The following is a 22382-nucleotide window of genomic DNA, read 5'->3' on the forward strand; positions in this document are numbered from 1 at the left end:
CGTGCCGCGGCGACGATCAGTTGTGACGAAGCCGCTCGCGGATCGTCAGGGACAGGGATTGCCCACCCGCTGATGCACCGCGTCGACCGCGTCCTGCATCTCCGTGGTCCATTCGACATCGGCCGAATCGAGTGCCATCTCGAGTTGGGGGATCGACGTCGCACCGATGATGTTGGAGGTCACGAGAGGGCTCTGGGTGACGAAGGCGTTGGCGAAGAGTGCCGGCTCGATGCCGAAGCTGCGCGCCAGCGTATTGTACTCCAGGTAGACCTCGAGCGCGTTCGGCTTCTCATAGCGCTGCAGGCGGTCGAACAGTTGCTTGCGCGAGCCCTTGGGCAGCGCGCCGTGATCGTATTTTCCGGTCAGGTAGCCTTGTGCCAGCGGAGAATAGGCGAGGAAACCGACATCCTCGCGTCGGCAGACCTCGGCAAGATTCACCTCGAAGGTCCGGTTGGCGAGACTGTAGGCATTCTGAAGCGAGGCGACGCGCGGACCGACACCGCGCTCACTCTCGGCGAGAAAGCGCATAACGCCCCAGGAACTCTCGTTGGAGAGACCGACGTGGCGGATCTTGCCCGCTTTCACCAGTTCGTCGAAAACCGCGAGGGTTTCAGCGATCGGCGTTTCGTCATCGGGCCCACCTGCCTCCGATGGCGGGCCGGCACGGGTCGGGTTAGAACCCCATGGGATCGGCCGTTCCGGCCAGTGGATCTGGTAGATATCCAGATAGTCGGTCTGAAGCTTCTTCAGCGACTTCTCGATGGCGTCAAAGATATCGGCTCGAACGAGCTTGGACGGACGGCCGCCGCGGAACCAGTCGTTGGCGGTGCGCCCGACAACCTTGGAGGCCAGGACGACATCGGCTCGGTTCTTCCGCGACTTCACCCAAGTGCCGATGATGCTCTCTGTCCGACCCTGGGTTTCCGCCTTGGGCGGGATCGGATAAAGCTCGGCGGTATCGATGAAATTGACCCCCCGCGCGAAAGCGAGATCCATCTGGGCATGCCCTTCGGCCTCGGTGTTCTGCTCGCCCCAGGTCATCGATCCAAGGCAGATTTTGGAAACAAGGAGGTCGGTGCGGCCGATACGGCGCTTTTCCATCAGGGCTCTCCGGGAATGGTCTGCGGACGGTGCGCAAGGCACCGCGCCCTCTATAACCCCGGCAGGCCGCTCGCGAAAACCCCTCGGCCTCCGTTCAGGTCCAGGCAATCTGTGGCGGCTCGCGGAAGGCGAAACGCTCGAGGTGGCTGGCAATCACGTTACGCATACGCTCGAGACTTGCAGCATCCTCAGCCGCGACCGTCATCGTCAGGATCGCATCGTCGGCTGCCAGTGTGCATGTGCCGAAGTCGAACGCGATCGAGCCATGCTTGGCCGTGAATTCGACCGGCCGCTTGTGGCCGAAATGTTTGCATAGCTGCTGCAGGTAACGGCTGGCCTTGTCCGTGCTGACGCGCGCGGTCGATTGCAGGGTGTTCTCAGTCATCTCGAGCTCCAGTTTCAGCCGGAGACATCGGACGCCATGCGCCAATTGGCAAGTTAAATTTGAGTGATTTCATCGAGTTTTCGGATCAGCGTTTCGCTGCGGCGTTGCGCTTGGCCCGGTCGATCATCATGTTCGCGAGTTGCATGCGGATCAGCGCGCGCTCGCGCAAGCGCGGCTCGACGCGGTCGGGATGGTTGGCGAGAGCGAACTCGCGCCGGATGCGGTCGAAATCCTTCGGCCAGCGCTTGTACGCCGCGCGCAGTTCGGCGGCGATCGATTCCGGATCGACCGGAGGCAGCGGCAATTCCGGATCTTCGGGTGTTTCGATGCCGGGGGCGGCCTCCCCCAACGTCCGGAATTCGTCCCTGGCGTAGAGGCTTGCGACCACATCGCCGGGAACGTTCGCCCACAGCGTCTCGACGGCCTCGCTGGACGGGACGAAAGCGAAGGGCATCGACGGACGTGCGCCGTCATCGTCCTCCTCGCGCGCCTTGGCGGCGATGAGGTCATCGAGCAGTGTCGCAAATTCGCTGGATGAGAAACCGCTCACGCCAGTCTGCTCCCACTTTCGTCTCACGCACCCTCACGAGAGGTTATGTGAAATCGATTAACAAGCTGGCTGAAATTCCGGTCGAAATTGAGGTACTGGCCGACCGCCTTGGTTTTCCCGCCAAAATTCTCTTGTTCAACGTGTGAAGCGCGAGAAAGTTCACAGCGCCGCCGCAAAGGCGCGGTAAGGATTCGGGCGGCAGGAGGAACCACCATGCGCACAGCAATCGCCGTCGCCGTCATCGCGGCCCTTACGGCTCTCGCTCAAGCCCAGGACGCGCCGTATAAGGACGATCGCTCAAGCGCTGGAAACCTGATTCAGTCCTACTACAACGCCGTCAATCGCCGCGAATACGCGCGGGCGTGGAGTTACTTCGGCGCTGACAAGCCGGCTCCAGACCTCGACAGCTTTGCCGACGGCTACAGCACGACAGAGAGCGTGGATCTTGTCGTCGGCAATATCAGTTCCGAAGGCGCCGCCGGCAGCACCTTCTACCAGATTGCCGTTGCGATCCGCTCGACCGAGGCCGGCGGCGCCCAACAGGTCTTTTCCGGCTGCTACACGGCGCGGCTCGCCAATCCGCAAATCCAGGGCGACCCCTTCCAGCCCATGCATATCGTGGAAGGATCGCTCGAGACAGCGTCGGAGCCGCTGGAGGATGCCGTTCCTCCACAATGCGGCGACATGCCGCCCGATCCTGCGGGCGATCCGGTCATGAGGCGCGCACGCGAGTTGTTCGAGAAGGCCTATGGCGATTCCTGCCGTGGCATGCCCGGCGGCAACAGCCGTCCTGAACCGGAAAGCCACACGATCGAGTTCCGCTACGACTACGACGACGCCGACGCGCCGACGCGTCAGGCTCGCCTGGTGCAGTTCTACTGCGACGCGGGTGCCTACAACGAGATCTTCGTCTACTACATCTCGGACGAGATCGATGGCGTGCGCGAACTGCATTTCGCCAGTCCGGATCTCGATATCCGCTATGAGAACGACGATTTCGAAGGCGCGGTCGAGGAAATCCGTATCATTGGCTTCAACGAGCAGAACCGGCTGGTGAATTCGTCATACGATCCTCAGACCTACACGATCACGTCACACAGCAAGTGGCGCGGGCTCGGTGATGCGTCGTCGGTCGGAACATGGCTGTTCCGTCACGGCCAGTTCGTTCTGGTCAAATACGAGGTCGACGCGTCCTATGACGGGGAGATCAATCCGGAGGTGATCCTCGACTATTATTCGGCGCCGTAGCCCGGCCGCCGTCTATTCACCGAAGCCCGCTCCCGCCTTTCTCGGCGCCAGACGTATCAGGCGCGAGTCGGCGACGGCTGCCTGGCGGTGGACCACGGCACTCTGGTAGTCGGGATCCTTTACCATTTCGACAAACGCCGCGCCCGAGGGATATTCCGCGATGAAGCAGAGATCCCAACGCTCGTCCTGAGGTCCGATCAGCATCAGCTTGAATTCGCCCGACCAGGCGATATGGCCTCCGACGCGGCGGAAGACCGGCCCGCTTTCGCGGCCGTAGGCAGCGTAGGCCTCGGCGCCGGTCGCCTCACGCCCGTCAGGGTAAGCCGCCTTGTCGCGCAAACGCACCAGATTCAACATGTGTATCGGGCCTTCCTCGTCCAGCCCACGAAACTGGCCGAACATCTCCCGTGTCGGATCGATAAAACCGGTCATTTCCTTCCTCCGATCATGCCTAGCGCTGGCCAAGCATCCAGTTGAGCGTTTCGCGCCAGTCGGTCATGCGGATCGGCGTGCCATGCGTGCCGGTTTCGAAACGGACGAAGCGGGCCGGATAGTTGGCATCCGCGGCAAGGATGCTTCGAAAAAACGCCTCCTGCCTTTCGACCGGAAAGACGGTGTCGCGGCTTCCCTGGCCGATGAAGACTGGCACCCGGGCCCGGAACGCGGCGCTGTTGATGAAGCCGTCATCCCAGTGCGAGCCGAGCAGGATGAGGCCACCAAGACGGGCGGCGACGCCAGCGTTATCGGCCAGCCTGTAGCAGATCGCGCCACCCATCGACCCGCAGGCGATAAAGAACCGGGCCTGCGGCGACTTGCGGCCATAATAATCGATGAGGGCGGCGACGGCCGCCTCGCCGCTCTCGCCGAAATCCGGAAAGTCCGGCGACAGATAGAGCCCGTCATTGCGGACCATCAGGTTCTTGATGCGGTTGAAATTGCCGCCAAAGGTGAAGTCGTCGACGCCCTGCTTGCGGCTGCCGCCCTGGCCGTGCAGATAGATCGTCACGATGCTTGCATCGTCGATCTTGCCGACGGCGTAGTGGCGAATGCCATCTAGTGCATATTGCTGCTGGCTCGCGCGCACGCGCAACGACACATAATCGTCCTTCACCCGCCGTTCCGGGATGGCGTCGCGGCCGTTGATGTCGCGCATTTCGCGGTAGTCGACGACGCGGTACCTGCCGCCATCGCTCGAGGACAGGAGGGCCGGATAGGCAAAGAGGCTGTCCTTGTACGGAGCGAGTTCGACGGCCTGCGAGGGAAACGCAAGCCCGACTAGGCCCGCGGCAAGGAAAACGGCAAGGACGACAGGCCTGATCATGGGCCGCGACCATGCCGTCGCGACGCCCGGATGGCAAGGCGTCAACCCCTAATCCTGAAGCACGCCGCCTGCCCGGCGCATTGCCTCGGGCGTGTCGACATCGACGGTCGCCGCCCGGCCGATCTCGAAATCGATAACCTCGGCCAGGCCGCTTTCGACCAGGTGGCGAGCGCCGGTGTCGCCTTCCAGGCTTTCGACCGCCCCGAACAAGGCTCGCGGCAGGATCACCGGATTGCCGCGCTTGCCGTTGTGTGTTGCCCGCACCACGGCGCGGCCGCCCTTCTGCTCGAACGCCGCGATCATTTCGTCGATGTCGGCCGTCGTCAGTTCGGGCATGTCGGCAAGCACGATTAGCGCGCCGGCGGCATCGGCCGGTAGCGCCTTGAGGCCGGCCTTGATCGACGTCGAAAGCCCGTCGGCGAAGTCCGGGTTGTCGATGCGCGTCAGCGAAACGCCGGCGAGCGCGTCGCCGACAGTGCCAGCCTGGTGCCCGAGCACCGCGACCGTTCCCCTGACGCGACTCGCGACGACGCGCTCGGCGCTGCGCCGGACCAGCGGCCGGCCATCGAACGCAGCCAGCAGCTTGTTGGCGCCGCCCATGCGGCTCGACCGGCCCGCCGCCATCAGGATCGCATGCGGCCTGAGGTCGACCGGCCGCGTCGCCTTCTCGCGTGGTTCGGGCCGGCTGGCGATCTCCATCAGCAGGCCGCCGACGCCCATCCCGGCAATATCGCGTTCGCTGACGTCGAGCCCCGCGATCGTACGATCGAGGACCCAGTCGAAGCCGTTCTCCTTCGGACTGCGCGCGCAGCCCGGCGCACCGAGCACGACCACATCGCCAATACGCCCCTTGACCAGCAAATTGCCCGGGTCAACCGGCATGCCGAAGCGTTCGACCGCACCTCCGGCAAGCCTGATCGCGGCCGGAATGACATCGTCGGCATCGCTGACGGCGGACGCGCCGAAGGCCAGCACCATATCGCTGCCCGTGACCGCGTCGCCCAGGGCGGCGGCCAAGGCTCTTTCCTCATGCGGCACGCGCCGGTCGAAGACGATCGTGCTGCCGGAACGATCAAGGCGTGCCCTGGTGGTCGCCGCCGTCTTGTCGAGCACGCTTGTCTTGATGCCGGGAAGACGGGTCTGGACCAGCGCGACACGCTTGGGGGAAAACCTCTGGACCGCGAAGACCTCGCGTCCGGTGCAAAGTGCAACAACCTCGTCAACCGGGCGCGCCGGCACAGCGAAGGGAATGATCTTGACCGTCGCAACCATCTGGCCGGCGCGGACCGGCGCGAACTCGGCCAGCGTGGCGATGGTGATTGCTGGATCGACCGCGTTGATGGCGTCGATCAGCGCGCGATCGACGGTGAACACCCCTGCCCCGTCGGCATGCAGATTGACCCTACCGGTAGCGGCCTTGCGGGTAGCAATGTTGCGGGTCTCGAGCGCCGTGGCGATACGGGTGGCGGCACTGTCCTCGCCGAGATCGTCCGCCGCGAGCACGGCAACGATCACCGTCTCGACGCCGGCAGCGCGGAGTTGATCGATCTCGGCACGATCGAGCCGTGTGCCCTTCCGCAACCTCTTGCCGCCAGCGCTGGTGGCATGGGCCAGGATCGCGCCTTCCGCCTCACCGACCGGGACGGCGCCGAACTTCATGCCGCCCGACTTTCCCGCGTGGCGGCGAGCCCACGTGAACGCAGTGCTCCAATGATCTCTGCGAGCACGGCCACCGCTATTTCGGCGGGGCTGGCTGCCCCGATATCAAGGCCGATGGGCGCGCTGATGCTCGCCAGCGCGGCGTGAGAAGCGCCGGCTTCGGCGAGTCGCTCGAGCCGCTTGCCGTGGGTCTTGCGGCTGCCGAGCGCACCGACATAGAAACAGCCAGCCTCCAGTGCCGCCTTCAGCGGAAGGTCGTCGATCTTCGGGTCATGGGTCAGCGCCGCAAGCGCGGTGTAAGGGTCGAGCGGTCGCTGGCTCAGGACATCCTCCGGCCACTCGGCGTGCAGTGTCGTGTCCGGAAACCGTTCCGGCGTGGCAAAGGCGGTGCGCGGGTCGATGATCTCCACGTCGAAGCCGGCGATCCTCGCCATCGGCGCCAAGGCCTGGCTGATATGGACGGCGCCAATCGCCACGATGCGCGGCGGGGGTAGATGCACGTTGATGAAGAAGGCCCGGCCTTCCACTTCGACGGTACCCGACTTGCCTGACCGGAACGCTTTGTCGACCTCGGTGCCGAGTGCTCCCGCGAGGTCATCGCCTTCGCGAACCAATCGGCCGCTTCCGTCGCCAAGATCGGTCACCAGCATGACCGCGCGCCGCGCGCGCCGTTCGGCATTGAGGGTTTCCAGCGCTTTCAGGTCCATGCCAGGCTCCGCTCAGCCGAGAGGCTCGACATAAACCCGGATGCGACCGCCGCAGGAAAGACCAACCTGCCAGGCGGTCTCGTCGGCCACCCCGAATTCAAGCATTCGTGGCCGGCCGGTCTCGATCACGTCGGCGGCTTCGGCCACGACCGCGCCCTCGACGCAGCCGCCGGAAACGGAACCCTCGAAATTGCCGTCGGTGTCGATGACCAGGTGGCTGCCGACCGGACGCGGCGCCGAACCCCAGGTCTCCACCACCGTGGCGATGGCCAGAGACTTGCCGTCCTTCTTCCAGTTTTCGGCGATCAGCAACGGGTCGCGATCGTCGTCGAGCGCGGAAAGGTTTTCCATTCCCGGTTCTCCTCTCATCGACATATGGTCACGCTGCGGCGCGATTGCCAAGGTCGAGATAGCGGCGCGGGTCGGCGGCCCGCGAGCCATGCGCGGCGAGCGAGGCGCAAAGATCTTCGAGCGCGTTCAGTGTGTGAACGGCGCGAAACTCATCGACATTGGGCAGCATCGCGCGCACCCCCCGCGCCCGCGCCTCGAAACCGTCGAAGCGAAGCAGCGGGTTCAGCCAGATCAGCCGGCGGCAGGACTTGTGGAGCCGCTCCATCTCGCGTTCGAGGAGTTCGATGTCGTCGCGCTCCAGCCCGTCGGTTATGAGAAGCACGATCGCCCCCTGCCCCAGAACGCGACGCGACCACAACCGGTTGAACTCGTAGAGCGTGTGACCGATGCGGGTGCCACCAGACCAATCCTGAACGGCAACAGCGCAATCCGCCAGCGCCTCGTCGGGGTCGCGATGACGCATCTGACGGGTGAGATTGGTCAGCCGGGTGCCGAAGACGAAGCTGTGCACCTGGCGGCGCTTCTCGGTCAGGGCATGCAGGAAATGCAGGAATATGCGGGTGTACTGGCTCATCGAGCCGGAAATGTCGGTCAGTGCGACCAGCGGCGGGTGGACCTCTCGAACCGAGCGGAATTTCGGCAGGATCAGCTCGCCGCCGGTGCGCAGGCCGGAGCGGAGCATGGCGCGCGGGTCGCTTCGCGAACCGCGCGGATCGGCGCGCCAGCGGCGCGTACGCACACGGTCGAAGGGCAACCGCAAATCGGCGATCGCCCTTTTCGCCTCGGCCAGTTCCTTCGCGGTCATCTGCGAAAAGTCCTTGCCGCGAAGGATTTCGCGGGCCGACGCGGTTAGGCGGGCGTCAACCTCTACCTCGGGAACTTCCTGCGGCGGACGGTTCTTCTCATGCCCCTCGAACATGGCGTCGGCGACACGCGACTCCGCGGTGCGCGGCTTCTCCTTCTCGCGCCTGTCGACAGCTTGAGGCGAAAACATCGCCAGCATCTTCTCGACCAGTTCGCGCGACTTCCAGAACAGCCGGAATGCCTCGTCGAACACGGCATGATCCTCATGGCGCGTCACCAGCACAGCATGCAGCGTCCAGTAAAAGTCGTCGCGCGTGCCGATGCCGGCGGCAAGCACGGCTTCGATGGCATCCTTGACCGCAGCCGGACCGACCCGCATGCCCGCCTTGCGCAAGGCGCGGGCGAAATAGACGATGTTGTCGGCGATGCGGCCATCGGGCGCGGCCCGCCTGGGCTTGGACACGATTTCGTCCATCGCCCTAGCCGGCGTCCGAGAGTTCTGCCCTGACCTCGTCGAGCAGGCGGCGGCCCTCGCCCTGCTCGATACGGGCGATGTCGTCCTGATATTTCAGCAGTACGCCGATCGTGTCGGACACGGTCTCCGGATCGAGCGCTATCTTGTCGAGTTCGGTCAGCGCGCTCGCCCAGTCGATCGTCTCGGCCACCCCCGGCGCCTTGAAGAGATCGACCTGGCGCAGGCGCTGGATGAAGCCGACCACCTCCTGCGACAGGCGCTTGTTGGCCTCGGGTACCTTGCGGGTCACGATCTCGAGTTCCCGCACGGCATCGGGATAGTCGACCCAGTGATAAAGGCAGCGTCGCTTGAGTGCATCGTGGATTTCGCGGGTACGGTTGCTGGTGATGATGACGATCGGCGCCTCTTCAGCGCGGATCGTACCCAGTTCAGGCACGGTAACCTGGAAGTCGGACAGGATTTCGAGCAGAAACGCCTCGAAGGCCTCGTCTGTCCTGTCGAGTTCGTCGATCAGAAGCACCGGCGCCTTGCCGTCCTTGCCGGACAGGGCATCAAGGATCGGCCTGCGGATCAGATATTTTTCGGAAAAGACATTCTTTTCCATGACGTTGCGGTCAACGTGCCCCGTCGCCTCCTCCATCCGGATCTCGATCATCTGCGCGGCGTAGTTCCACTCGTAGACCGCCGACGCGACGTCGAGCCCCTCATAGCATTGGAGACGGATCAGACGCCGCCCAAGGGCGCTTGCCAGGACCTTGGCGATCTCGGTCTTGCCGACACCGGCCTCGCCCTCAAGGAATAGCGGCCGCTCCATACGCAGGCTCAGGAAGAGCACTGTCGCCAGCGCACGATCGGCGACGTAGTCGGCGCCCTGAAGAAGGGCCAGCGTGTCGTCGATCGACTGCGGCAGTGCCTGCGATTTCGGTTGGGACATGCCTTCTCCGGGGAGCTTTGCCGCACCCGCGGTTCAGAGCGCGCGGTATGAGCGATTGTGGTAGAGCAACGGTCTCAGGCTAGCGCCGATATCGAGCCCTGTCACCTTGCCGAAGAGCACGCGGTGGGTGGCGAAATCATGCGCTTCGACCACTTCGCAATCGAAGACGGCCAGCGCGCCCTTGAGCACCGGCGCACCGGTCGAGATGCGCGCCCATTCAGCCGCGGCGAAGCGTTCTTCCTGGGATTTGCCGGTCAGGCCGGAAAAGTCCGAAGCCAGCGGTTCCTGCTGGATGGAGAGCGTGTTGAGCGCGAAAACGCCGTTCTTCGCAAAACAGTCATTGTTGGCATTCTCGCGGTTGAGACATACGAGAATGGTCGGCGGATTGTCCGAAACCGAGCAAGCGGCGATAACCGTCGCGCCGCGGCGCCCGAATACACCATCAGTGGTCACCACATGAACGGCGCCGGCAAACTGCGCCATTGCGTCACGATAGTGGCGAGGCTCGATTTCGCTCTTTTTCAACACCGCGTGCCGCCAACCCTTTCTGCCTGCAATATAGGCCCGCGCGCTTACGCCACAACCCGGCGCGGTGCAAGCGATGTTGCGTGCGGGGCCGGCCTTCTTTACGAAACCGGTGAAGGCCGGAAGAACGAAACGTCCGCGCGATGCTCATCCTGAAACGCTTGGCGATTGTGCTCGCCGCAATTTCTTGCCCGGCCGTGGCGTCCGGCACCGAGATCGGCGTAGCCGCGCCGCTTTCCGGCCCGTTTGCCCTGCTCGGCGGGCAGATGCGGGATGGCGCAAACGCTGCTCTAAGTGCTGCGGGGGCCAACGAACCCATGGCCAGCGATACGGAATGTTCAGGCGATGGCGGTCGCAGGGCCGCGGAGGCTTTTGTGACCGCAGATGTGAGGCTGGTTGTCGGTTTCCTTTGCATCGAGGCCATCGAGGCGGCCCTGCCGATCCTCACCGAAGCAGGCATTCCGGTGATCACCACCGGCGTGCGCATCAACGCGCTGACCGACCGCCGACAGCAGAGTGGCTGGTCGGTCTTCCGCCTCGCCCCGCGCGCTGACGAGGAAGCCGCGGCGGTCGGGCGTATCATGACCCGGCAATGGGCCGGCGTGCTTTTCGCCATCATCGACGACGGCACCATCTATGGACGGGAACTCGCCGAAAGCTTTCGCCTGGCAGCTGAACTTGGCGCTCTCAAGCCGGTCTTCACCGACACGTTCCGGCCGCAACTGACCAACCAGATCGCCTTGGCGGGGCGCTTGCGCAAGGCCGGCGCGACCCACGTCTTTGCAGGCGGCGACCGCAGCGACCTCGCCATTCTCGGGCGTGACGCGGCGGAACTCGGCTACGATCTCGTCATTGCCGGCGGCGAAGCGCTGCGCGCGGCGGAGGAGGACGTCGACCTCGTCGAGGGAACGTTGATGGTCGGTCTTCCAGTGTGGGCGGACGTCGCCGATCCGGCAGCGTTGGCTGCCCTTGATCAACGGGATGTCGCGCCGGACGGCTATGTCTTGCCGACCTACGCGGCGGCACAGGTCGCGCTTGCGGTCATCGAGGCGGCTGTCGCCACGGAAATCACGGTTGAGCAGGCCCTTGCGACCGGTCGCTTCGATACGGCGCTGGGCGAGGTCCGCTTCAATGACGTTGGCGACTGGGCGGGTACCCGCTACCGCCTTTTTCGCTATGACGGCAAGAGTTTCCGGAGAGTTGATCAGGAATGACGTTCAAGGCCGGGCCCAGAAACCTCCTGACCGACATTGCCGGCCTGAGCGTGGGTCATGCCCATGATCAGCGCTTGCGATCCGGAACGACGGCAATCCTCTGCGAACGGCCCTACGTGGCCGCCGTGCATGTCATGGGCGGTGCGCCGGGCACGCGCGAGACCGATCTTCTCGAACCACACAACAGCGTCGAGACCGTCAACGCGATCGTGCTTTCGGGCGGTTCGGCCTACGGGCTCGACGCCGCTTCCGGCGTGCAGGCCCTGCTGCGTGAACGCGGCGTGGGTCTTCAGGTTCACGACCAGCGCATTCCGATCGTACCGGCAGCCATCCTGTTCGACCTCGTCAATGGCGGTGACAAGGATTGGGGCCGCTATCCGCCCTATCGCGACCTTGGCTATCAGGCGGCCGCCGATGCGGCCCAGGACTTCGAACTGGGAACCGCCGGCGCAGGGTACGGCGCGCTGACGGCGGGTTGGAAGGGTGGCATCGGTTCGGCGTCGACTGTCCTCGACAGCGGCGTCACGGTGGCCGCCATCGTTGCCGTCAACGCGGTCGGCTCCGCTACCGTCGGCACGGGCAGGCATTTCTGGGCCGCGCCGTTCGAGGTTGGCGACGAGTTCGGCGGGTTGGGACTGCCCGAGCCGATGCCGGCCGATGCGGCGGCGGTCCGGCTGAAGTTCCGGGACAGGCAGCAGGCTGGCGCCAACACCACGATCGGCCTCGTCGCCACCGACGCGGCGCTCACCAAGGCAGCGGCAAAACGCATGGCGATGGCGGCGCATGACGGGTTGGCCAGGGCCATCTGGCCTGCCCACACGCCTGCCGATGGCGACCTCGTGTTTGCGCTGGCGACCGGCGAGCACCCGGCGCCGGAGGGCAACGCTGCGATCGATCTCCACGCCATCGCCGCGGCCACGATGGCGCGCGCCATCGCTCGGGGCGTCCATGCCGCGCAGGCATTGCCGGGCGACATGATGCCGGCGTGGTCGGCCTGAGCCCGACAATGCGCGCATGGCGGCCGCAATACACCGTGCTAGTGTGAGGCCTGCCTGAAGGGAGTCGCCCCATGTCCTTGCGCCTTGCCGCTTCCTGCCTCCTGACGACTGCGGTGACGGTGTCAGTGCCGGCCTCGGCCGGTGACATCGCCGAACTCGAGATACTCGGGTTTTCGCAGGACGCGTCCATCTTCGCGTTCGAGGAATACGGCGTGCAGGACGGTTCCGGCTTTCCCTACGCCAACCGCTTCTATGTCGACGTAGAGGGCGACAGCTTTGTCCCCGGCACGCCGTTCCGCATCCTGTTGCAGGACGAAAACGCGACGCTGGAGGATGCGCGTAGCCAGGCGCGAACCGCCGGCCAGGCCGTCATCGCCGACACGGAACTGGCGCAAAACCGTGGTACGCTCGCGGCGCTGAACCCGGTCACAGAGCTGTCCGCCGACCCTGGCCGCATCGCTATCAATCCGCGGCCCGTCATTCCCCCGGTCGATGCCGCGATCGAGTTTCGGCTCGAGGAAATTCCGATGCCGGCCCCCGACAGATGCAAGGATCTGGGGCCCGTTTTCGGTTACCGCCTGAACCGGATCGACCTTGAGGCGGGCGAGTTCGTCCTGCGCCTCCACCAGGACGAATCGATCCCGCAAAGCCGCGGCTGTCCGCAGGGTTACCGACTTGGCGCGGTCCAGACCGTTCACCCGCAATCCGGCCCATACTCGTTCGCGGTGCTGATCGCCGTGCGTTCCTTCGGCTTCGAGGGGCCGGACTACCGCTGGATCGCTGTGACTGGCCGGCTGTGAGGGAACAAACGGGTAGCGACAGGTTGCTTTCCGAAGAGGTCCTTCCGGCGTCGCCGCTCGCATCGCTTGCCAGGCTCGCGGTCATGTCCGGTCTCTGGGGCCTGGCCATGAGTGCCAGCGCTGTTGCAACCCTGATGCTTGATGGCTGGCAGGACGACCTCCATATCAGGGCGATCGCGATCCTGTTCGGTCTGTCCGCGATCGTCGCCTACCCGGCTGCAACAATAATTGCCCAATTCCTGACACGGCGCGGGCGTTTTGAGACCCGTTTGGCCGCGCAACTTCTTGCACTGGCCTCGGTCACCCTCGGTGTGACGTCACTTGCCTATGCATTCTACTATCGCTCCTATTTCGCCATGTGGCACGACACGACCTTGTCGATCACCTGGACCTACCAGCTCGTCTTCACGGTTCTGGGTGCGCTCTACCAGTTCGCCGTCTTCGGCATGCGGCTTTACCTGCCGGTCGGCATTCCGGCGCTTCTCCTGTTCGCCCTGTGGCAATCTTCGAAACCGCGTTGAGGTCCGTGGGCGGCTCTGGTACGACCCCGTCGGCATTCCCGAGAGTCAGGATTCCCGCATGATCCCGCGCTATTCGCGGCCCGAGATGGTCGCCATCTGGTCGCCCGAGACCAAGTTCCGCATCTGGTTCGAGATCGAGGCGCATGCATGCGACGCGCTCGCCGAACTCGGCGTCATTCCGAAGGAAGCCGCACGGGCGATCTGGGAGAGAGGCGGAGCTGCGGAATTCGACGTCGCGCGCATCGACGAAATCGAGCGCGAGACCAAGCATGACGTCATCGCCTTCCTGACGCATCTGGCCGAGATTGTCGGGCCCGAGGCGCGTTTCGTGCACCAGGGCATGACCTCGTCCGATGTGCTCGACACCTGCCTCAACGTACAACTGGTGCGCGCCGCCGATATCCTTCTGGCCGACGTCGACGGTTTGCTGGCCGCACTGAAGAAGCGCGCTTTCGAGCACAAGGACACGGTCACCATCGGCCGTTCGCATGGCATTCATGCCGAGCCGACCACCTTCGGGGTCAAGCTTGCACTCGCCTACGCCGAATTTGCCCGCTGCCGCGAGCGGCTGGGGGCAGCCCGCCGCGAAGTGGCGACCTGCGCGATCTCGGGCGCGGTTGGCACCTTCGCCAATATCGACCCGCGCGTGGAAGAGCACGTGGCGGCAAAGCTGGGCCTGGAGCCGGAGCCGGTCTCCACGCAGGTGATCCCGCGCGACCGGCATGCGATGTTTTTTGCCACGCTGGGCGTCATTGCTTCCTCGGTGGAAAGGCTGGCGGTCGAGATCCGCCACCTGCAACGGACCGAAGTGCTGGAGGCGGAAGAGTATTTCTCGCCGGGCCAGAAAGGTTCCTCCGCCATGCCGCACAAGCGCAACCCCGTGCTGACCGAAAACCTTACCGGTCTTGCCCGCATGGTGCGCGCCTTTGCGATGCCGGCGATGGAGAATGTCGCGCTCTGGCACGAACGCGATATATCGCATTCCTCGGTCGAACGCATGATCGGACCGGACGCGACCGTCACGCTCGATTTCGCCCTCGCCCGGCTTACGGGCGTTGTCGAAAAACTGGTCGTCTATCCGGACAACATGCTGAAAAACATGAACAAGTTCCGCGGCCTGGTCCATTCGCAGCGCGTGCTGCTGGCGCTGACACAGGCCGGCGTCAGCCGCGAGGACGCCTATCGCCTCGTCCAGCGCAATGCGATGAAGGTGTGGGAACAGGGCAAGGATTTCCTGGAAGAGCTGCTGGCCGACGACGACGTGCGCGCCGCGCTGTCCGAAGAGGAACTCCGCGAGAAGTTCGACCTCGGCTACCACACCAAGCACGTCGACACGATCTTCCGCAGGGTCTTCGGCGCGGCCTGAGACGGCTGCTGCAAGCTTTGCAAGGACGGCGGCTCCCGGACTTGTCCGGCAACACGCCCGCCGCTACATGGGCCGCATGAAGGCCAAAGAAACCGACATACTGATTGTCCCGGGCTACACCAATTCCGGCCCGGCCCACTGGCAAAGCCGATGGCAGTCGAAGCTGTCGACGGCGCGGCGCGTCGAGCAGGAACAATGGTCGAAGCCCGAGCGCGAGGCGTGGACGGGCCGTGTCGCAGAGGTGGCCAACGAGGCCGACAAACCGATCGTGCTGGTGGCCCACTCGCTCGGCATCCCGACCGCGATCCATGCGCTGGCAGCCATCGAGCGTCCCATTGCCGGGGCGTTTTTCGTCGCTCCACCCGACGTCGCCAACCCGGCGATCCGGCCAAAGCATCTCATGACCTTCGGCCCCTATCCGCGCGATCCGCTGCCGTTTCCGTCGGTCGTGGTCGCCAGCCGCAATGATTCCTTTTGCGAGTTCCCCATTGCCGAGGACATCGCCGCGGCATGGGGCTCGCTTTTCGTCGATGCCGGCAATGCCGGTCACATCAATTCGGAATCCGGCTACGGGCCGTGGCCGGAGGGATCGCTGCTGTTCGCGAAGTTCCTGTCGCGGCTTTGAGCCGGCCTCAGCCGATCTCGCCACGCGCCACGCCCAACAATTGCTGGGCTCCGAGCGTGATGTAGCGCTGCTCGTTACCGAGAGCGAACAGGCGGTAGCCCATCGCGTGGAAGCTCCCGCACAGCGCCGGATCGATGACATAGATGGCGGCGTGCTTGCCGGCCGCCCTGGTCCGATCGGCAATGTCGGCGATCGCCTGCATCATGTCGTCGAGCCCGGGGTTCATCTGAGCTCCGCCGGTCCAGGCGATGGAAAAGTCGGAGGGGCCGACGAAGATGCCGTCAATGCCCGGCACGCCCAGGATCTCGTCGAGCAGGGCATAGGCCTCGCGGGTCTCGATCATGGCGAAGGAGATGGTGGCGGCGTTCTGGCTGCCCAGCCATTCGGCGGCGTCGGCGATGCCGGCTCGCGGCATGGCGAATGTCGGCCCCCATGAGCGTTCGCCCACCGGCGGATATTTCATCGCGGCCGCAAACCGCCGGGCATCCGCGACGGAGTTCACCATCGGCGCAATTACCGCTTCGGCGCCGAAATCAAGCGCGCGGCTCGCCATGTCGAAACGTCCGACCGGAACCCGCACCACAGCGTGTCGTGACACGGCAGCAATCGGCGCTATGCCGCGCACGACGCTGTCTTCGTGATGGCCGCCATGCTGCATGTCGAGCGTTACGGCGTCAAAACCCTGGCGCGCAAGGATTTCCACCGTGATCGTGTCGGGAACCGAGGACCAGGCGGTAAACAGCGTTTCGCCAGCGGCGAGGCGTGAAGCAAGCGTCATGAAAGCGTTCCGTTGGATCGGGCGCATGAAAACAGGCGCGGCCCTGCCCGGCAAAGAAAACCCGCCCGTGGCGGGCGGCTAAGCTGTGTTGCGGTGGCGCTCAGCTTTGTTTCACCTGTTCGACGGCAACCGCCAGCAACTCGTCCATGGTGCGGCGGATCTGGTGGTCGGACTGCTCCACGCCGGCGGCGTCGAAATCGCCTCTGACCTTGCGGAACACGTCATGATCGCCAGCCTCCTCGAAGTCCGAATTGACCACCTCAACGGCATAGGCGTCCGCATCGGCGCCGGTCTTGCCAAGCTTTTCCGCCGCCCACAGGCCGAGCAGCTTGTTGCGGCGGGCCATGGCGCGGAACTTCAGTTCCTCGTCATGGGCAAACTTCTTCTCGAACGCGTCCTTGCGGTCATCCATGCTGGTCATAACGTCTTCTCCGGAGCGGGATCGATTCCTGATCCTCAATATGGCGGCTGGCCCTTGAAATCAAAAGGCTCGGTTGCGGTCAATCGCCACCTTTTGTGCTGCAATGCGGCATTTGGCCAGGGAAAGCCGTTGATCGCGGTCATTTGCCAATTGAGTAGCGAGGGTACATGCGCTAGAGCAGCCGGACAGGAAACAGATTTGCGGCCGCAGGCCGCCGCGATCGGTCCCAGACATCGCATCCAAGGACCCGAGCACATCCCATGAACCGTCGCCGCCGTATCTATGAAGGCAAGGCCAAGATTCTCTACGAGGGCCCCGAGCCGGGCACGCTCGTCCAGTTCTTCAAGGATGATGCCACCGCCTTCAACAAGAAGAAGCACGACATCGTCGACGGCAAGGGTGTGCTCAACAACCGCATCTCGGAATATATCTTCACCCATCTCAACCGGATCGGCATTCCGACGCATTTCATCCGCCGGCTGAACATGCGCGAACAGTTGATCAAGGAAGTCGAGATCATTCCGCTTGAGGTCGTGGTGCGCAACGTCGCCGCCGGCTCGCTGGCCAAGCGACTCGGCATCGAGGAAGGCACGGTTCTGCCACGCTCGATCATCGAGTTCTATTACAAGGCTGACGCGCTCGACGATCCGATGGTTTCGGAGGAGCACATCACCGCCTTCGGCTGGGCCAATCCGCAGGAGATCGACGACATCATGGCGCTCGCCATCCGCGTCAACGATTTCCTCTCCGGCCTGTTTCTCGGCGTCGGCATCCAGCTTGTCGACTTCAAGATCGAATGCGGCCGGCTGTGGGAAGGTGAGATGATGCGCATCATCGTCGCCGATGAAATCTCGCCCGATTCGTGCCGGTTGTGGGACATCGGCACCCAGGAAAAGCTCGACAAGGACCGCTTCCGTCGTGACATGGGCGGCCTCGTCGAGGCCTACCAGGAGGTCGCGCGCCGCCTCGGCATCATGAACGAGAACGAGGCCATCCGCGCGACCGGCCCTACCCTCGTCAAGCACTGAGCGGGGAGCAAGGTTTTGATCAAGGCCCGTGTCACCGTCACGCTCAAGAACGGCGTCCTTGACCCTCAGGGCAAGGCCATCGAAGGCGCGCTCGGCACGCTCGGCTTCTCGGGCGTCGGCGAAGTGCGCCAAGGCAAGGTTTTCGACCTCGAGATCGACAGTACCGACAAGGCCGCGGCCGAGACCGATCTGCGTGCGATGTGCGAAAAACTGCTCGCCAACACCGTGATCGAGAATTACGCCATCAGCATTGGCTGACGTGTCAAAGCCGGGAAGGGCCGCCAAGCGCGAATGAAATCCGCCGTTATCCTCCTCCCAGGCCTCAACCGCGATCGCGACATGATCGCGGCGCTGACCGGGATCGGCGGCAAGCCGCCCCTCACCGTCTGGCAGACCGACACGGACATCCCGGACGTCGACCTGATCGTCATTCCGGGTGGTTTTTCCTACGGCGACTATCTCCGTTGCGGCGCCATCGCCGCCCGCATGCCCGCAATCCGCGCCGTTGCCGAGAAGGCGGCCCAGGGCGTGCTGGTCATGGGCGTGTGCAACGGCTTCCAGATCCTGCTCGAGGCGGGGCTGCTGCCGGGGGCGCTGATGCGCAACGCCTCGCTGAAATTCGTCTGTCGTGAGGTTCAGCTGGAGGTGGCCAACGCCGACACCGCCTTCACCAAGCGCTACCGGCAGGGTCAGGTCATTCGCTGCCCCGTCGCTCATCACGACGGCAACTATTTCACCGACGCCGAGACACTGGCCAGGATCGAGGGCGAAGGCCAGGTCGTCTTCCGCTACGCCAACGACACCAATCCCAACGGATCGCTGAACGACATTGCCGGTATCGTCAACAGCAAAGGCAACGTGCTGGGGCTGATGCCGCATCCGGAGAACCTGATCGAAAAGGCGCATGGCGGCGAGGACGGCCGCGCCCTGTTCGAGGCGGTTCTCCAACGCGCCGCTTAAGAGAAGCGGAGCGCCTTGAAGCCGCCACGGCGGCTGTCCAGGGTTCCTCAAGGGCGAGAAATGGGGTGAGGACATGAACTATCTGCGATGCCCGAGCGGCCTTGTCGGGCGCATGGCCGCACTGACGGTCGCCGTTGCGACGCTTCTTCTTCTGGCGCTGGCTCCACAATCGGCGAACGCGCAATCGGCGAAAGGCGGACCCGTCAAGGTCTACATGGTGCGCGGCTTCATGGGTGTCTTTTCGACCGGGCTCGACCAGCTGGCCGCGACCCTGCAGAAGAAAGGCATCGCCACGGAGGTCTATGGCCATCTCAGTGGCGGGGCGATCCGCGCCAAGATCCGCAAGCAACACGCCGGCAAGCCGAAGCTGCCGCTCGTACTGGTCGGACATTCCTTCGGCGGCAACGCCGCTCTCCAGGTGGCGGCGCTGCTCGAACAGGACAACATCCCCGTCGATCTCGTGGTCACGATCGATCCTACGAAAGGCGGCCCGCTGGCCGGCAATGTGCGGCGTTATGTCAACTACTACATATCGGCAAACGTGCTCGGGACGAAGCTCGCAGGCGGCGGCGTCAAGTCAAGCCGGGTGCGCAATATCGACATTCGCGACCGCAGCGAGATCATCGGCAGCGGTACCGGACATTGGACAATGACACGTGATGACGTCATCCAGTCCGAGATTCTGAGCGAGATCCTGCGCGCGGCCCGATAGCAGGCCGCGACCTTCAGCCGACCTCGGCGGTCGCGCGCGCAATCTCGCGCCTGTAGTCGTGAAAATCCACTTCCACGGCATGCCGCCGGCTGCGAACGAACTGCTGCCGATCGCGACGCATTTCCTGCGCGATCCGCCTGTCGATGTCGCGGGGCCGTCTCCAGGTGCCCGCGATTTTGCGGGCAACAAGGCCAGCCTGAAGGTCGGCCAGTGCCCAGATACACCCAATCGGCTGGATCAGGCCGACGAAATAGAGGTTGTCGACCGCCTCCGGCATGATCTTCAGGTAGAGCGGCACGTCCACTTCGTCGGCCCAGACACAGTCGGCTGGGTCAAGGAACGGAAAGTCGATCTTGTAGCCGGTCGCATAGATGATGGTGTCAAAGCGTCCTTCGCTGCCATCGACGAAGCGAATGATGTCGCCTTCAGCCTCCTTGATGCCCGGCCGCGCGATCACGCGGCCATGACGGAACTGTTCCAGAATGTCGGAATTGAGCGTCGGATGCATCGCAAGCGGCGACGAGTCGGGTTCGGCGAGCCCGTATTTGCGGTAGGGGCCGATCATCAGACGCAGGCCGAGACTGACCAATGCACGGCGCAGAAAGCCTGGAAAGTTCTGGATCTTGGCATATTGCATGTCCACCGGTCGGCCGAACATCAGCTTCGGGATGATATGCTGCGGGGAGCGCACGCTCAGGCTCACATGCTCGGCAACCCGCGACAGCGCTGCTGCTATGTCGCAGCCGGAATTGCCGGCACCCACCACCAGAACGCGCTTGCCGGCAAACGGGGCCGTGCGTCGGTAGCGCCCTGAATGTATCCTCTCGCCGTCGAAGGATCCTTTGAGCTCTGGCAGTTCCGCCTCGCGATGATGGCCGGAGCACACGATCAGATGGTCGGCGGTCTCGTGAAAAGGACCGTCCGAGCCCCTGCCCTCGATATGCCAAATTCCCTGGTCGTCGCGCCGCGCCGATTCGATGCGCGAATTCAGCCGAATATGATCGGCGAGACCAAATTCCTCGGCATAGGCGCGCATGTAGTCGAGCACCTGCCGGTGCGACGGAAAATCCGGATAGGTTTCGGGAATAGGAAAATCGCGGAACTGCGACAGCGCCTTCGACGAGATCGTATGCGCCGATTCATAGACGCTCGGGCGATCAGGATCCGTGCTGTAGGCCCAGATGCCTCCGGTTTCGGGCAGTGCCTCGTGACAGACAATGTCGGTCACCCCCGCCTGGACAAGGTTCTTCACCGTCGTCAGGCCACAGGGGCCTGCACCGATGATGCAAACTTGGCGATGTACCGTCATGGTCCGGCGAGGATTCATGCTCGCTTTAAGGCGCTGCACGCTAGCGAAGTCAATAATCGGGGTCAACTTTTCACCGTTCGAACGCTCATGCCATGGCGACACCCGAACGCTCGGTGGTTGTTAGGACCGAATCGGCGTACCAAGGCACCCGCGATATCGGCTGATTGAGGATATTGGCATGCTGCGGCGCAGGCGGTCGTGGCGGCGCGCGCTCTTGATAGTGCCGGCGCTGCTCGGTTTGGTTTCCTGTCAAGCCACGACAGGACCTGGCAGCGTTTCGACGTCGGGCAAGTCGGCGGCGTTGCGGACAATGGAACATCTGGCGCGTACAGCGCACAGTTGCTGGTTCGCGAGCGGTGACGCGGCGTTCAAGCCCTATCGCCTGGCGGATGAACTCAACTCGTTCTCCGGCCGCCCGCGGTTCCTGCTGGTTCCTGCCCGCAACCCGGAGGCGCGCCCGCTTCTCGTCGTTCAGGCCGAAGGCGACCCGGCAAAGGTCGATGCGTTCGGCCCTGTCATGGAACAACCCCTCGGCAACAGGGTCGCAAACGACCTGCGGCGTTGGACCGACGGGTCGGCCGGTTGCGCCTGACAGCCGCCAGGCTCGGCGCGGCGGCGCGTTTTGCAGGCCTGATTGCCGGGCTTTCCGGGTTGCTGCTGCAATTTGTGATCTCCATACCGGCTTCGCTCGATGCGGGCCGTAGCCTGGCCGGAGCCGTCGCGCATTTCTTCAGCTTTTTCACCATCCTGACCAACATCGCGGTTGTCGCAGTCTATCTGGTCGCGGGCTCGAAACAGTTGGGCAGGCCATCACTCTTCGCCTCGCCGCAAACCAGGGCCGGCGTCGCGGTGGCGATAACGGTGGTGTTTGTTGTGTACGTCGCGGTGCTGGCGCCGCTTTGGCAGCCGCGCGGATGGTTTCTGCTATGCGACATCATCCTGCACTATGCAGCGCCGGCGCTTTACCTTGCCTGGTGGGGGCTGGTCGGCGCAGATGGCAGCACACGGAAATCCGACCTCGCGCTCTGGTTGGGCTATCCGCTGGCCTACCTCGCCTATGTGATGGCACGCTATCCGCTCGCAGGCGAAATGCCCTACCCGTTCCTCGATCCGGCGAGAGGAATGGTGGCGGTCGCGACATCCGTCGCCGTGATGCTCGCGCTTTTCATCACGACCTCCGTCATCATCCTGCTCGCCGACCGCTGGCTGGTGCCGATCCGCAGCGCCCGTCGCGATGAGATCGCCCGGAGCTAGTCCCAGAACGGCCGCCCCGCCTCGCGCCGCGCCTCCGAGCGCGTGACGCCAATGTCCTTCAACTGTTCGTCGGTCAGTTCCGCCAGACAGCCGCGGCTGCGCTGCCGGGCGGCTAGCTTCTCCGCCAATTGCCACGCCGACACGGTGCTGACCACCAGACGACGCACATAGTCGTTCCGGAGCTTGCGAAGGGCTGTCGACCAATGCAATTCATCACCCGGTGCAAACCAAAATGTATCGATTGTACCCTTTTTCATTTCCGATCTGCCTTGCTCACTGAAAACTTCAGTCAGCTGCCTACATGGATTGACAGGATGACGGTTACAATCGTAAAAA

28 protein-coding genes are annotated in these 22382 nt (G+C 64.0%); 13 read left to right on the forward strand and 15 right to left on the reverse strand.

The window, feature by feature from the left end; all coding sequences use genetic code 11:
- Window positions 1–45: 45 nt before the first annotated feature.
- The 3 genes from FQ775_RS07945 to FQ775_RS23925 all read right to left on the reverse strand — a co-directional run bounded on the left by FQ775_RS07945 (window position 46) and on the right by FQ775_RS23925 (window position 2036).
- Window positions 46–1101 carry an aldo/keto reductase gene (locus tag FQ775_RS07945; RefSeq protein ID WP_146298192.1) on the reverse strand — a complete coding sequence of 352 codons (1056 nt, stop codon included), beginning with the start codon at window positions 1099–1101 and terminating at the stop codon, window positions 46–48.
- A 94-nt stretch (window positions 1102–1195) separates the two neighbouring features.
- Window positions 1196–1486 carry a DUF2218 domain-containing protein gene (locus tag FQ775_RS07950; protein WP_146298193.1) on the reverse strand — a complete coding sequence of 97 codons (291 nt, stop codon included), beginning with the start codon at window positions 1484–1486 and terminating at the stop codon, window positions 1196–1198.
- Between the two features lie 85 nt (window positions 1487–1571).
- Complete coding sequence (locus FQ775_RS23925) at window positions 1572–2036, reverse strand: hypothetical protein (protein ID WP_246730300.1); 465 nt, start codon at window positions 2034–2036, stop codon at window positions 1572–1574.
- Between the two features lie 213 nt (window positions 2037–2249).
- Between FQ775_RS23925 and FQ775_RS07960 the strand changes: the two genes are divergently transcribed.
- Entirely contained in the window at window positions 2250–3284 is a 1035-nt protein-coding gene (locus tag FQ775_RS07960; protein ID WP_146298194.1) for a DUF1176 domain-containing protein, read from the forward strand.
- A 12-nt stretch (window positions 3285–3296) separates the two neighbouring features.
- Here FQ775_RS07960 and FQ775_RS07965 read toward each other — a convergent pair whose 3' ends face one another.
- Genes FQ775_RS07965 through FQ775_RS08000 form a run of 8 tightly spaced genes read right to left on the reverse strand, consistent with a single transcriptional unit; the run spans window position 3297 to window position 10063 of the window.
- Window positions 3297–3716 carry a DUF1330 domain-containing protein gene (locus FQ775_RS07965; RefSeq protein WP_146298195.1) on the reverse strand — a complete coding sequence of 140 codons (420 nt, stop codon included), beginning with the start codon at window positions 3714–3716 and terminating at the stop codon, window positions 3297–3299.
- A 19-nt stretch (window positions 3717–3735) separates the two neighbouring features.
- Window positions 3736–4605: an alpha/beta hydrolase gene (locus FQ775_RS07970; RefSeq protein WP_146298196.1), complete on the reverse strand. Its 870-nt coding sequence runs from the start codon at window positions 4603–4605 to the stop codon at window positions 3736–3738.
- A 48-nt stretch (window positions 4606–4653) separates the two neighbouring features.
- The gene (locus FQ775_RS07975) at window positions 4654–6264 is read right to left on the reverse strand and encodes an NTP transferase domain-containing protein (RefSeq protein ID WP_146298197.1); all 1611 of its coding nucleotides are present in this window, start codon (window positions 6262–6264) and stop codon (window positions 4654–4656) included.
- Window positions 6261–6971: an XdhC family protein gene (locus tag FQ775_RS07980; RefSeq protein WP_146298198.1), complete on the reverse strand. Its 711-nt coding sequence runs from the start codon at window positions 6969–6971 to the stop codon at window positions 6261–6263. The genes FQ775_RS07975 and FQ775_RS07980 overlap by 4 nt, the downstream gene beginning before the upstream one ends.
- Window positions 6972–6983: 12 nt before the next feature.
- Window positions 6984–7322, reverse strand: a complete 339-nt coding sequence (locus FQ775_RS07985; RefSeq protein WP_146298199.1) for an XdhC family protein — start codon at window positions 7320–7322, stop codon at window positions 6984–6986.
- Between the two features lie 28 nt (window positions 7323–7350).
- The gene (locus FQ775_RS07990; RefSeq protein WP_432420049.1) at window positions 7351–8589 is read right to left on the reverse strand and encodes a vWA domain-containing protein; all 1239 of its coding nucleotides are present in this window, start codon (window positions 8587–8589) and stop codon (window positions 7351–7353) included.
- Between the two features lie 16 nt (window positions 8590–8605).
- Window positions 8606–9535 carry an AAA family ATPase gene (locus FQ775_RS07995; protein WP_146298201.1) on the reverse strand — a complete coding sequence of 310 codons (930 nt, stop codon included), beginning with the start codon at window positions 9533–9535 and terminating at the stop codon, window positions 8606–8608.
- 33 nt (window positions 9536–9568) lie between these two features.
- Complete coding sequence (locus FQ775_RS08000) at window positions 9569–10063, reverse strand: flavin reductase (RefSeq protein ID WP_146298202.1); 495 nt, start codon at window positions 10061–10063, stop codon at window positions 9569–9571.
- 140 nt (window positions 10064–10203) lie between these two features.
- Here FQ775_RS08000 and FQ775_RS08005 point away from each other — a divergent pair, with 140 nt between their 5' ends.
- From FQ775_RS08005 to FQ775_RS08030, 6 genes are all read left to right on the forward strand, one after another.
- A complete protein-coding gene (locus tag FQ775_RS08005) occupies window positions 10204–11274 on the forward strand; it encodes a branched-chain amino acid ABC transporter substrate-binding protein (protein ID WP_146298203.1) in 1071 nt (356 codons plus the stop codon).
- Window positions 11271–12272 carry a P1 family peptidase gene (locus FQ775_RS08010; protein WP_146298204.1) on the forward strand — a complete coding sequence of 334 codons (1002 nt, stop codon included), beginning with the start codon at window positions 11271–11273 and terminating at the stop codon, window positions 12270–12272. Before FQ775_RS08005 ends, FQ775_RS08010 begins: the two co-directional genes overlap by 4 nt.
- A 71-nt stretch (window positions 12273–12343) precedes the next feature.
- On the forward strand, window positions 12344–13072 hold the full coding sequence (locus tag FQ775_RS08015; protein ID WP_146298205.1) for a DUF2259 domain-containing protein: 729 nt from the start codon (window positions 12344–12346) through the stop codon (window positions 13070–13072).
- Window positions 13073–13155: 83 nt separating this feature from the next.
- Window positions 13156–13593 (forward strand): hypothetical protein, encoded by a 438-nt coding sequence (locus FQ775_RS08020; RefSeq protein ID WP_146298206.1) that lies wholly within the window; start codon window positions 13156–13158, stop codon window positions 13591–13593.
- Between the two features lie 58 nt (window positions 13594–13651).
- Complete coding sequence (gene purB / locus FQ775_RS08025; RefSeq protein WP_146298207.1) at window positions 13652–14959, forward strand: adenylosuccinate lyase; 1308 nt, start codon at window positions 13652–13654, stop codon at window positions 14957–14959.
- Window positions 14960–15035: 76 nt separating this feature from the next.
- Window positions 15036–15584: an RBBP9/YdeN family alpha/beta hydrolase gene (locus FQ775_RS08030; RefSeq protein ID WP_146298208.1), complete on the forward strand. Its 549-nt coding sequence runs from the start codon at window positions 15036–15038 to the stop codon at window positions 15582–15584.
- A gap of 7 nt (window positions 15585–15591) precedes the next feature.
- Here the strand turns inward: FQ775_RS08030 and FQ775_RS08035 are convergent, their stop codons facing one another.
- Together FQ775_RS08035 and FQ775_RS08040 are read right to left on the reverse strand one after the other, a co-directional pair.
- Window positions 15592–16362, reverse strand: coding sequence for an HpcH/HpaI aldolase family protein (locus FQ775_RS08035; protein WP_146298209.1), 771 nt, complete (start codon window positions 16360–16362; stop codon window positions 15592–15594).
- Window positions 16363–16462: 100 nt separating this feature from the next.
- Window positions 16463–16783: a DUF1476 domain-containing protein gene (locus FQ775_RS08040; protein WP_146298210.1), complete on the reverse strand. Its 321-nt coding sequence runs from the start codon at window positions 16781–16783 to the stop codon at window positions 16463–16465.
- A 260-nt stretch (window positions 16784–17043) separates the two neighbouring features.
- Here FQ775_RS08040 and purC point away from each other — a divergent pair, with 260 nt between their 5' ends.
- The 4 genes from purC to FQ775_RS08060 all read left to right on the forward strand — a co-directional run bounded on the left by purC (window position 17044) and on the right by FQ775_RS08060 (window position 19483).
- Window positions 17044–17811, forward strand: coding sequence for a phosphoribosylaminoimidazolesuccinocarboxamide synthase (gene purC / locus FQ775_RS08045; RefSeq protein ID WP_146298211.1), 768 nt, complete (start codon window positions 17044–17046; stop codon window positions 17809–17811).
- 15 nt (window positions 17812–17826) lie between these two features.
- On the forward strand, window positions 17827–18069 hold the full coding sequence (purS, locus tag FQ775_RS08050) for a phosphoribosylformylglycinamidine synthase subunit PurS (protein WP_146298212.1): 243 nt from the start codon (window positions 17827–17829) through the stop codon (window positions 18067–18069).
- A gap of 33 nt (window positions 18070–18102) precedes the next feature.
- Window positions 18103–18771, forward strand: coding sequence for a phosphoribosylformylglycinamidine synthase subunit PurQ (gene purQ / locus FQ775_RS08055; RefSeq protein WP_146298213.1), 669 nt, complete (start codon window positions 18103–18105; stop codon window positions 18769–18771).
- Window positions 18772–18844: 73 nt separating this feature from the next.
- Window positions 18845–19483, forward strand: coding sequence for a thioesterase domain-containing protein (locus FQ775_RS08060; RefSeq protein ID WP_146298214.1), 639 nt, complete (start codon window positions 18845–18847; stop codon window positions 19481–19483).
- A 13-nt stretch (window positions 19484–19496) separates the two neighbouring features.
- Here the strand turns inward: FQ775_RS08060 and FQ775_RS08065 are convergent, their stop codons facing one another.
- Window positions 19497–20792 (reverse strand): flavin-containing monooxygenase, encoded by a 1296-nt coding sequence (locus tag FQ775_RS08065; RefSeq protein WP_206064851.1) that lies wholly within the window; start codon window positions 20790–20792, stop codon window positions 19497–19499.
- A 178-nt stretch (window positions 20793–20970) separates the two neighbouring features.
- Here FQ775_RS08065 and FQ775_RS08070 point away from each other — a divergent pair, with 178 nt between their 5' ends.
- Together FQ775_RS08070 and FQ775_RS08075 are read left to right on the forward strand one after the other, a co-directional pair.
- On the forward strand, window positions 20971–21384 hold the full coding sequence (locus tag FQ775_RS08070) for a hypothetical protein (protein ID WP_146298216.1): 414 nt from the start codon (window positions 20971–20973) through the stop codon (window positions 21382–21384).
- Entirely contained in the window at window positions 21375–22046 is a 672-nt protein-coding gene (locus tag FQ775_RS08075; RefSeq protein WP_246730301.1) for a Pr6Pr family membrane protein, read from the forward strand. The genes FQ775_RS08070 and FQ775_RS08075 overlap by 10 nt, the downstream gene beginning before the upstream one ends.
- Here the strand turns inward: FQ775_RS08075 and FQ775_RS08080 are convergent.
- The gene (locus tag FQ775_RS08080) at window positions 22043–22303 is read right to left on the reverse strand and encodes a DUF1127 domain-containing protein (protein ID WP_146298217.1); all 261 of its coding nucleotides are present in this window, start codon (window positions 22301–22303) and stop codon (window positions 22043–22045) included. The genes FQ775_RS08075 and FQ775_RS08080 overlap by 4 nt on opposite strands.
- Window positions 22304–22382 lie beyond the last annotated feature (79 nt).

The organism is Nitratireductor mangrovi, from assembly GCF_007922615.2.
Classification (GTDB): domain Bacteria; phylum Pseudomonadota; class Alphaproteobacteria; order Rhizobiales; family Rhizobiaceae; genus Mangrovimarina; species Mangrovimarina mangrovi.

What these genes read in the sequence shown, in the direction of transcription:
- FQ775_RS08065 (WP_206064851.1), bottom strand. Translation starts at nt 20,792, where the DNA reads ATGACGGTACATCGCCAAGTTTGCATCATCGGTGCAGGCCCCTGTGGC.
- FQ775_RS08015 (WP_146298205.1), top strand. Translation starts at nt 12,344, where the DNA reads ATGTCCTTGCGCCTTGCCGCTTCCTGCCTCCTGACGACTGCGGTGACG.
- FQ775_RS08070 (WP_146298216.1), top strand. Translation starts at nt 20,971, where the DNA reads ATGCTGCGGCGCAGGCGGTCGTGGCGGCGCGCGCTCTTGATAGTGCCG.
- purC (WP_146298211.1), top strand. Translation starts at nt 17,044, where the DNA reads ATGAACCGTCGCCGCCGTATCTATGAAGGCAAGGCCAAGATTCTCTAC.
- purB (WP_146298207.1), top strand. Translation starts at nt 13,652, where the DNA reads ATGATCCCGCGCTATTCGCGGCCCGAGATGGTCGCCATCTGGTCGCCC.
- FQ775_RS08040 (WP_146298210.1), bottom strand. Translation starts at nt 16,783, where the DNA reads ATGACCAGCATGGATGACCGCAAGGACGCGTTCGAGAAGAAGTTTGCC.
- FQ775_RS07995 (WP_146298201.1), bottom strand. Translation starts at nt 9,535, where the DNA reads ATGTCCCAACCGAAATCGCAGGCACTGCCGCAGTCGATCGACGACACG.
- FQ775_RS08035 (WP_146298209.1), bottom strand. Translation starts at nt 16,362, where the DNA reads ATGACGCTTGCTTCACGCCTCGCCGCTGGCGAAACGCTGTTTACCGCC.
- FQ775_RS07960 (WP_146298194.1), top strand. Translation starts at nt 2,250, where the DNA reads ATGCGCACAGCAATCGCCGTCGCCGTCATCGCGGCCCTTACGGCTCTC.
- FQ775_RS07980 (WP_146298198.1), bottom strand. Translation starts at nt 6,971, where the DNA reads ATGGACCTGAAAGCGCTGGAAACCCTCAATGCCGAACGGCGCGCGCGG.
- FQ775_RS07945 (WP_146298192.1), bottom strand. Translation starts at nt 1,101, where the DNA reads ATGGAAAAGCGCCGTATCGGCCGCACCGACCTCCTTGTTTCCAAAATC.
- FQ775_RS08005 (WP_146298203.1), top strand. Translation starts at nt 10,204, where the DNA reads ATGCTCATCCTGAAACGCTTGGCGATTGTGCTCGCCGCAATTTCTTGC.
- FQ775_RS07950 (WP_146298193.1), bottom strand. Translation starts at nt 1,486, where the DNA reads ATGACTGAGAACACCCTGCAATCGACCGCGCGCGTCAGCACGGACAAG.
- FQ775_RS07970 (WP_146298196.1), bottom strand. Translation starts at nt 4,605, where the DNA reads ATGATCAGGCCTGTCGTCCTTGCCGTTTTCCTTGCCGCGGGCCTAGTC.
- FQ775_RS07965 (WP_146298195.1), bottom strand. Translation starts at nt 3,716, where the DNA reads ATGACCGGTTTTATCGATCCGACACGGGAGATGTTCGGCCAGTTTCGT.
- FQ775_RS08080 (WP_146298217.1), bottom strand. Translation starts at nt 22,303, where the DNA reads ATGAAAAAGGGTACAATCGATACATTTTGGTTTGCACCGGGTGATGAA.
- FQ775_RS08030 (WP_146298208.1), top strand. Translation starts at nt 15,036, where the DNA reads ATGAAGGCCAAAGAAACCGACATACTGATTGTCCCGGGCTACACCAAT.
- FQ775_RS08020 (WP_146298206.1), top strand. Translation starts at nt 13,156, where the DNA reads ATGTCCGGTCTCTGGGGCCTGGCCATGAGTGCCAGCGCTGTTGCAACC.
- FQ775_RS08010 (WP_146298204.1), top strand. Translation starts at nt 11,271, where the DNA reads ATGACGTTCAAGGCCGGGCCCAGAAACCTCCTGACCGACATTGCCGGC.
- FQ775_RS07975 (WP_146298197.1), bottom strand. Translation starts at nt 6,264, where the DNA reads ATGAAGTTCGGCGCCGTCCCGGTCGGTGAGGCGGAAGGCGCGATCCTG.
- purQ (WP_146298213.1), top strand. Translation starts at nt 18,103, where the DNA reads ATGAAATCCGCCGTTATCCTCCTCCCAGGCCTCAACCGCGATCGCGAC.
- FQ775_RS07985 (WP_146298199.1), bottom strand. Translation starts at nt 7,322, where the DNA reads ATGGAAAACCTTTCCGCGCTCGACGACGATCGCGACCCGTTGCTGATC.
- FQ775_RS08060 (WP_146298214.1), top strand. Translation starts at nt 18,845, where the DNA reads ATGAACTATCTGCGATGCCCGAGCGGCCTTGTCGGGCGCATGGCCGCA.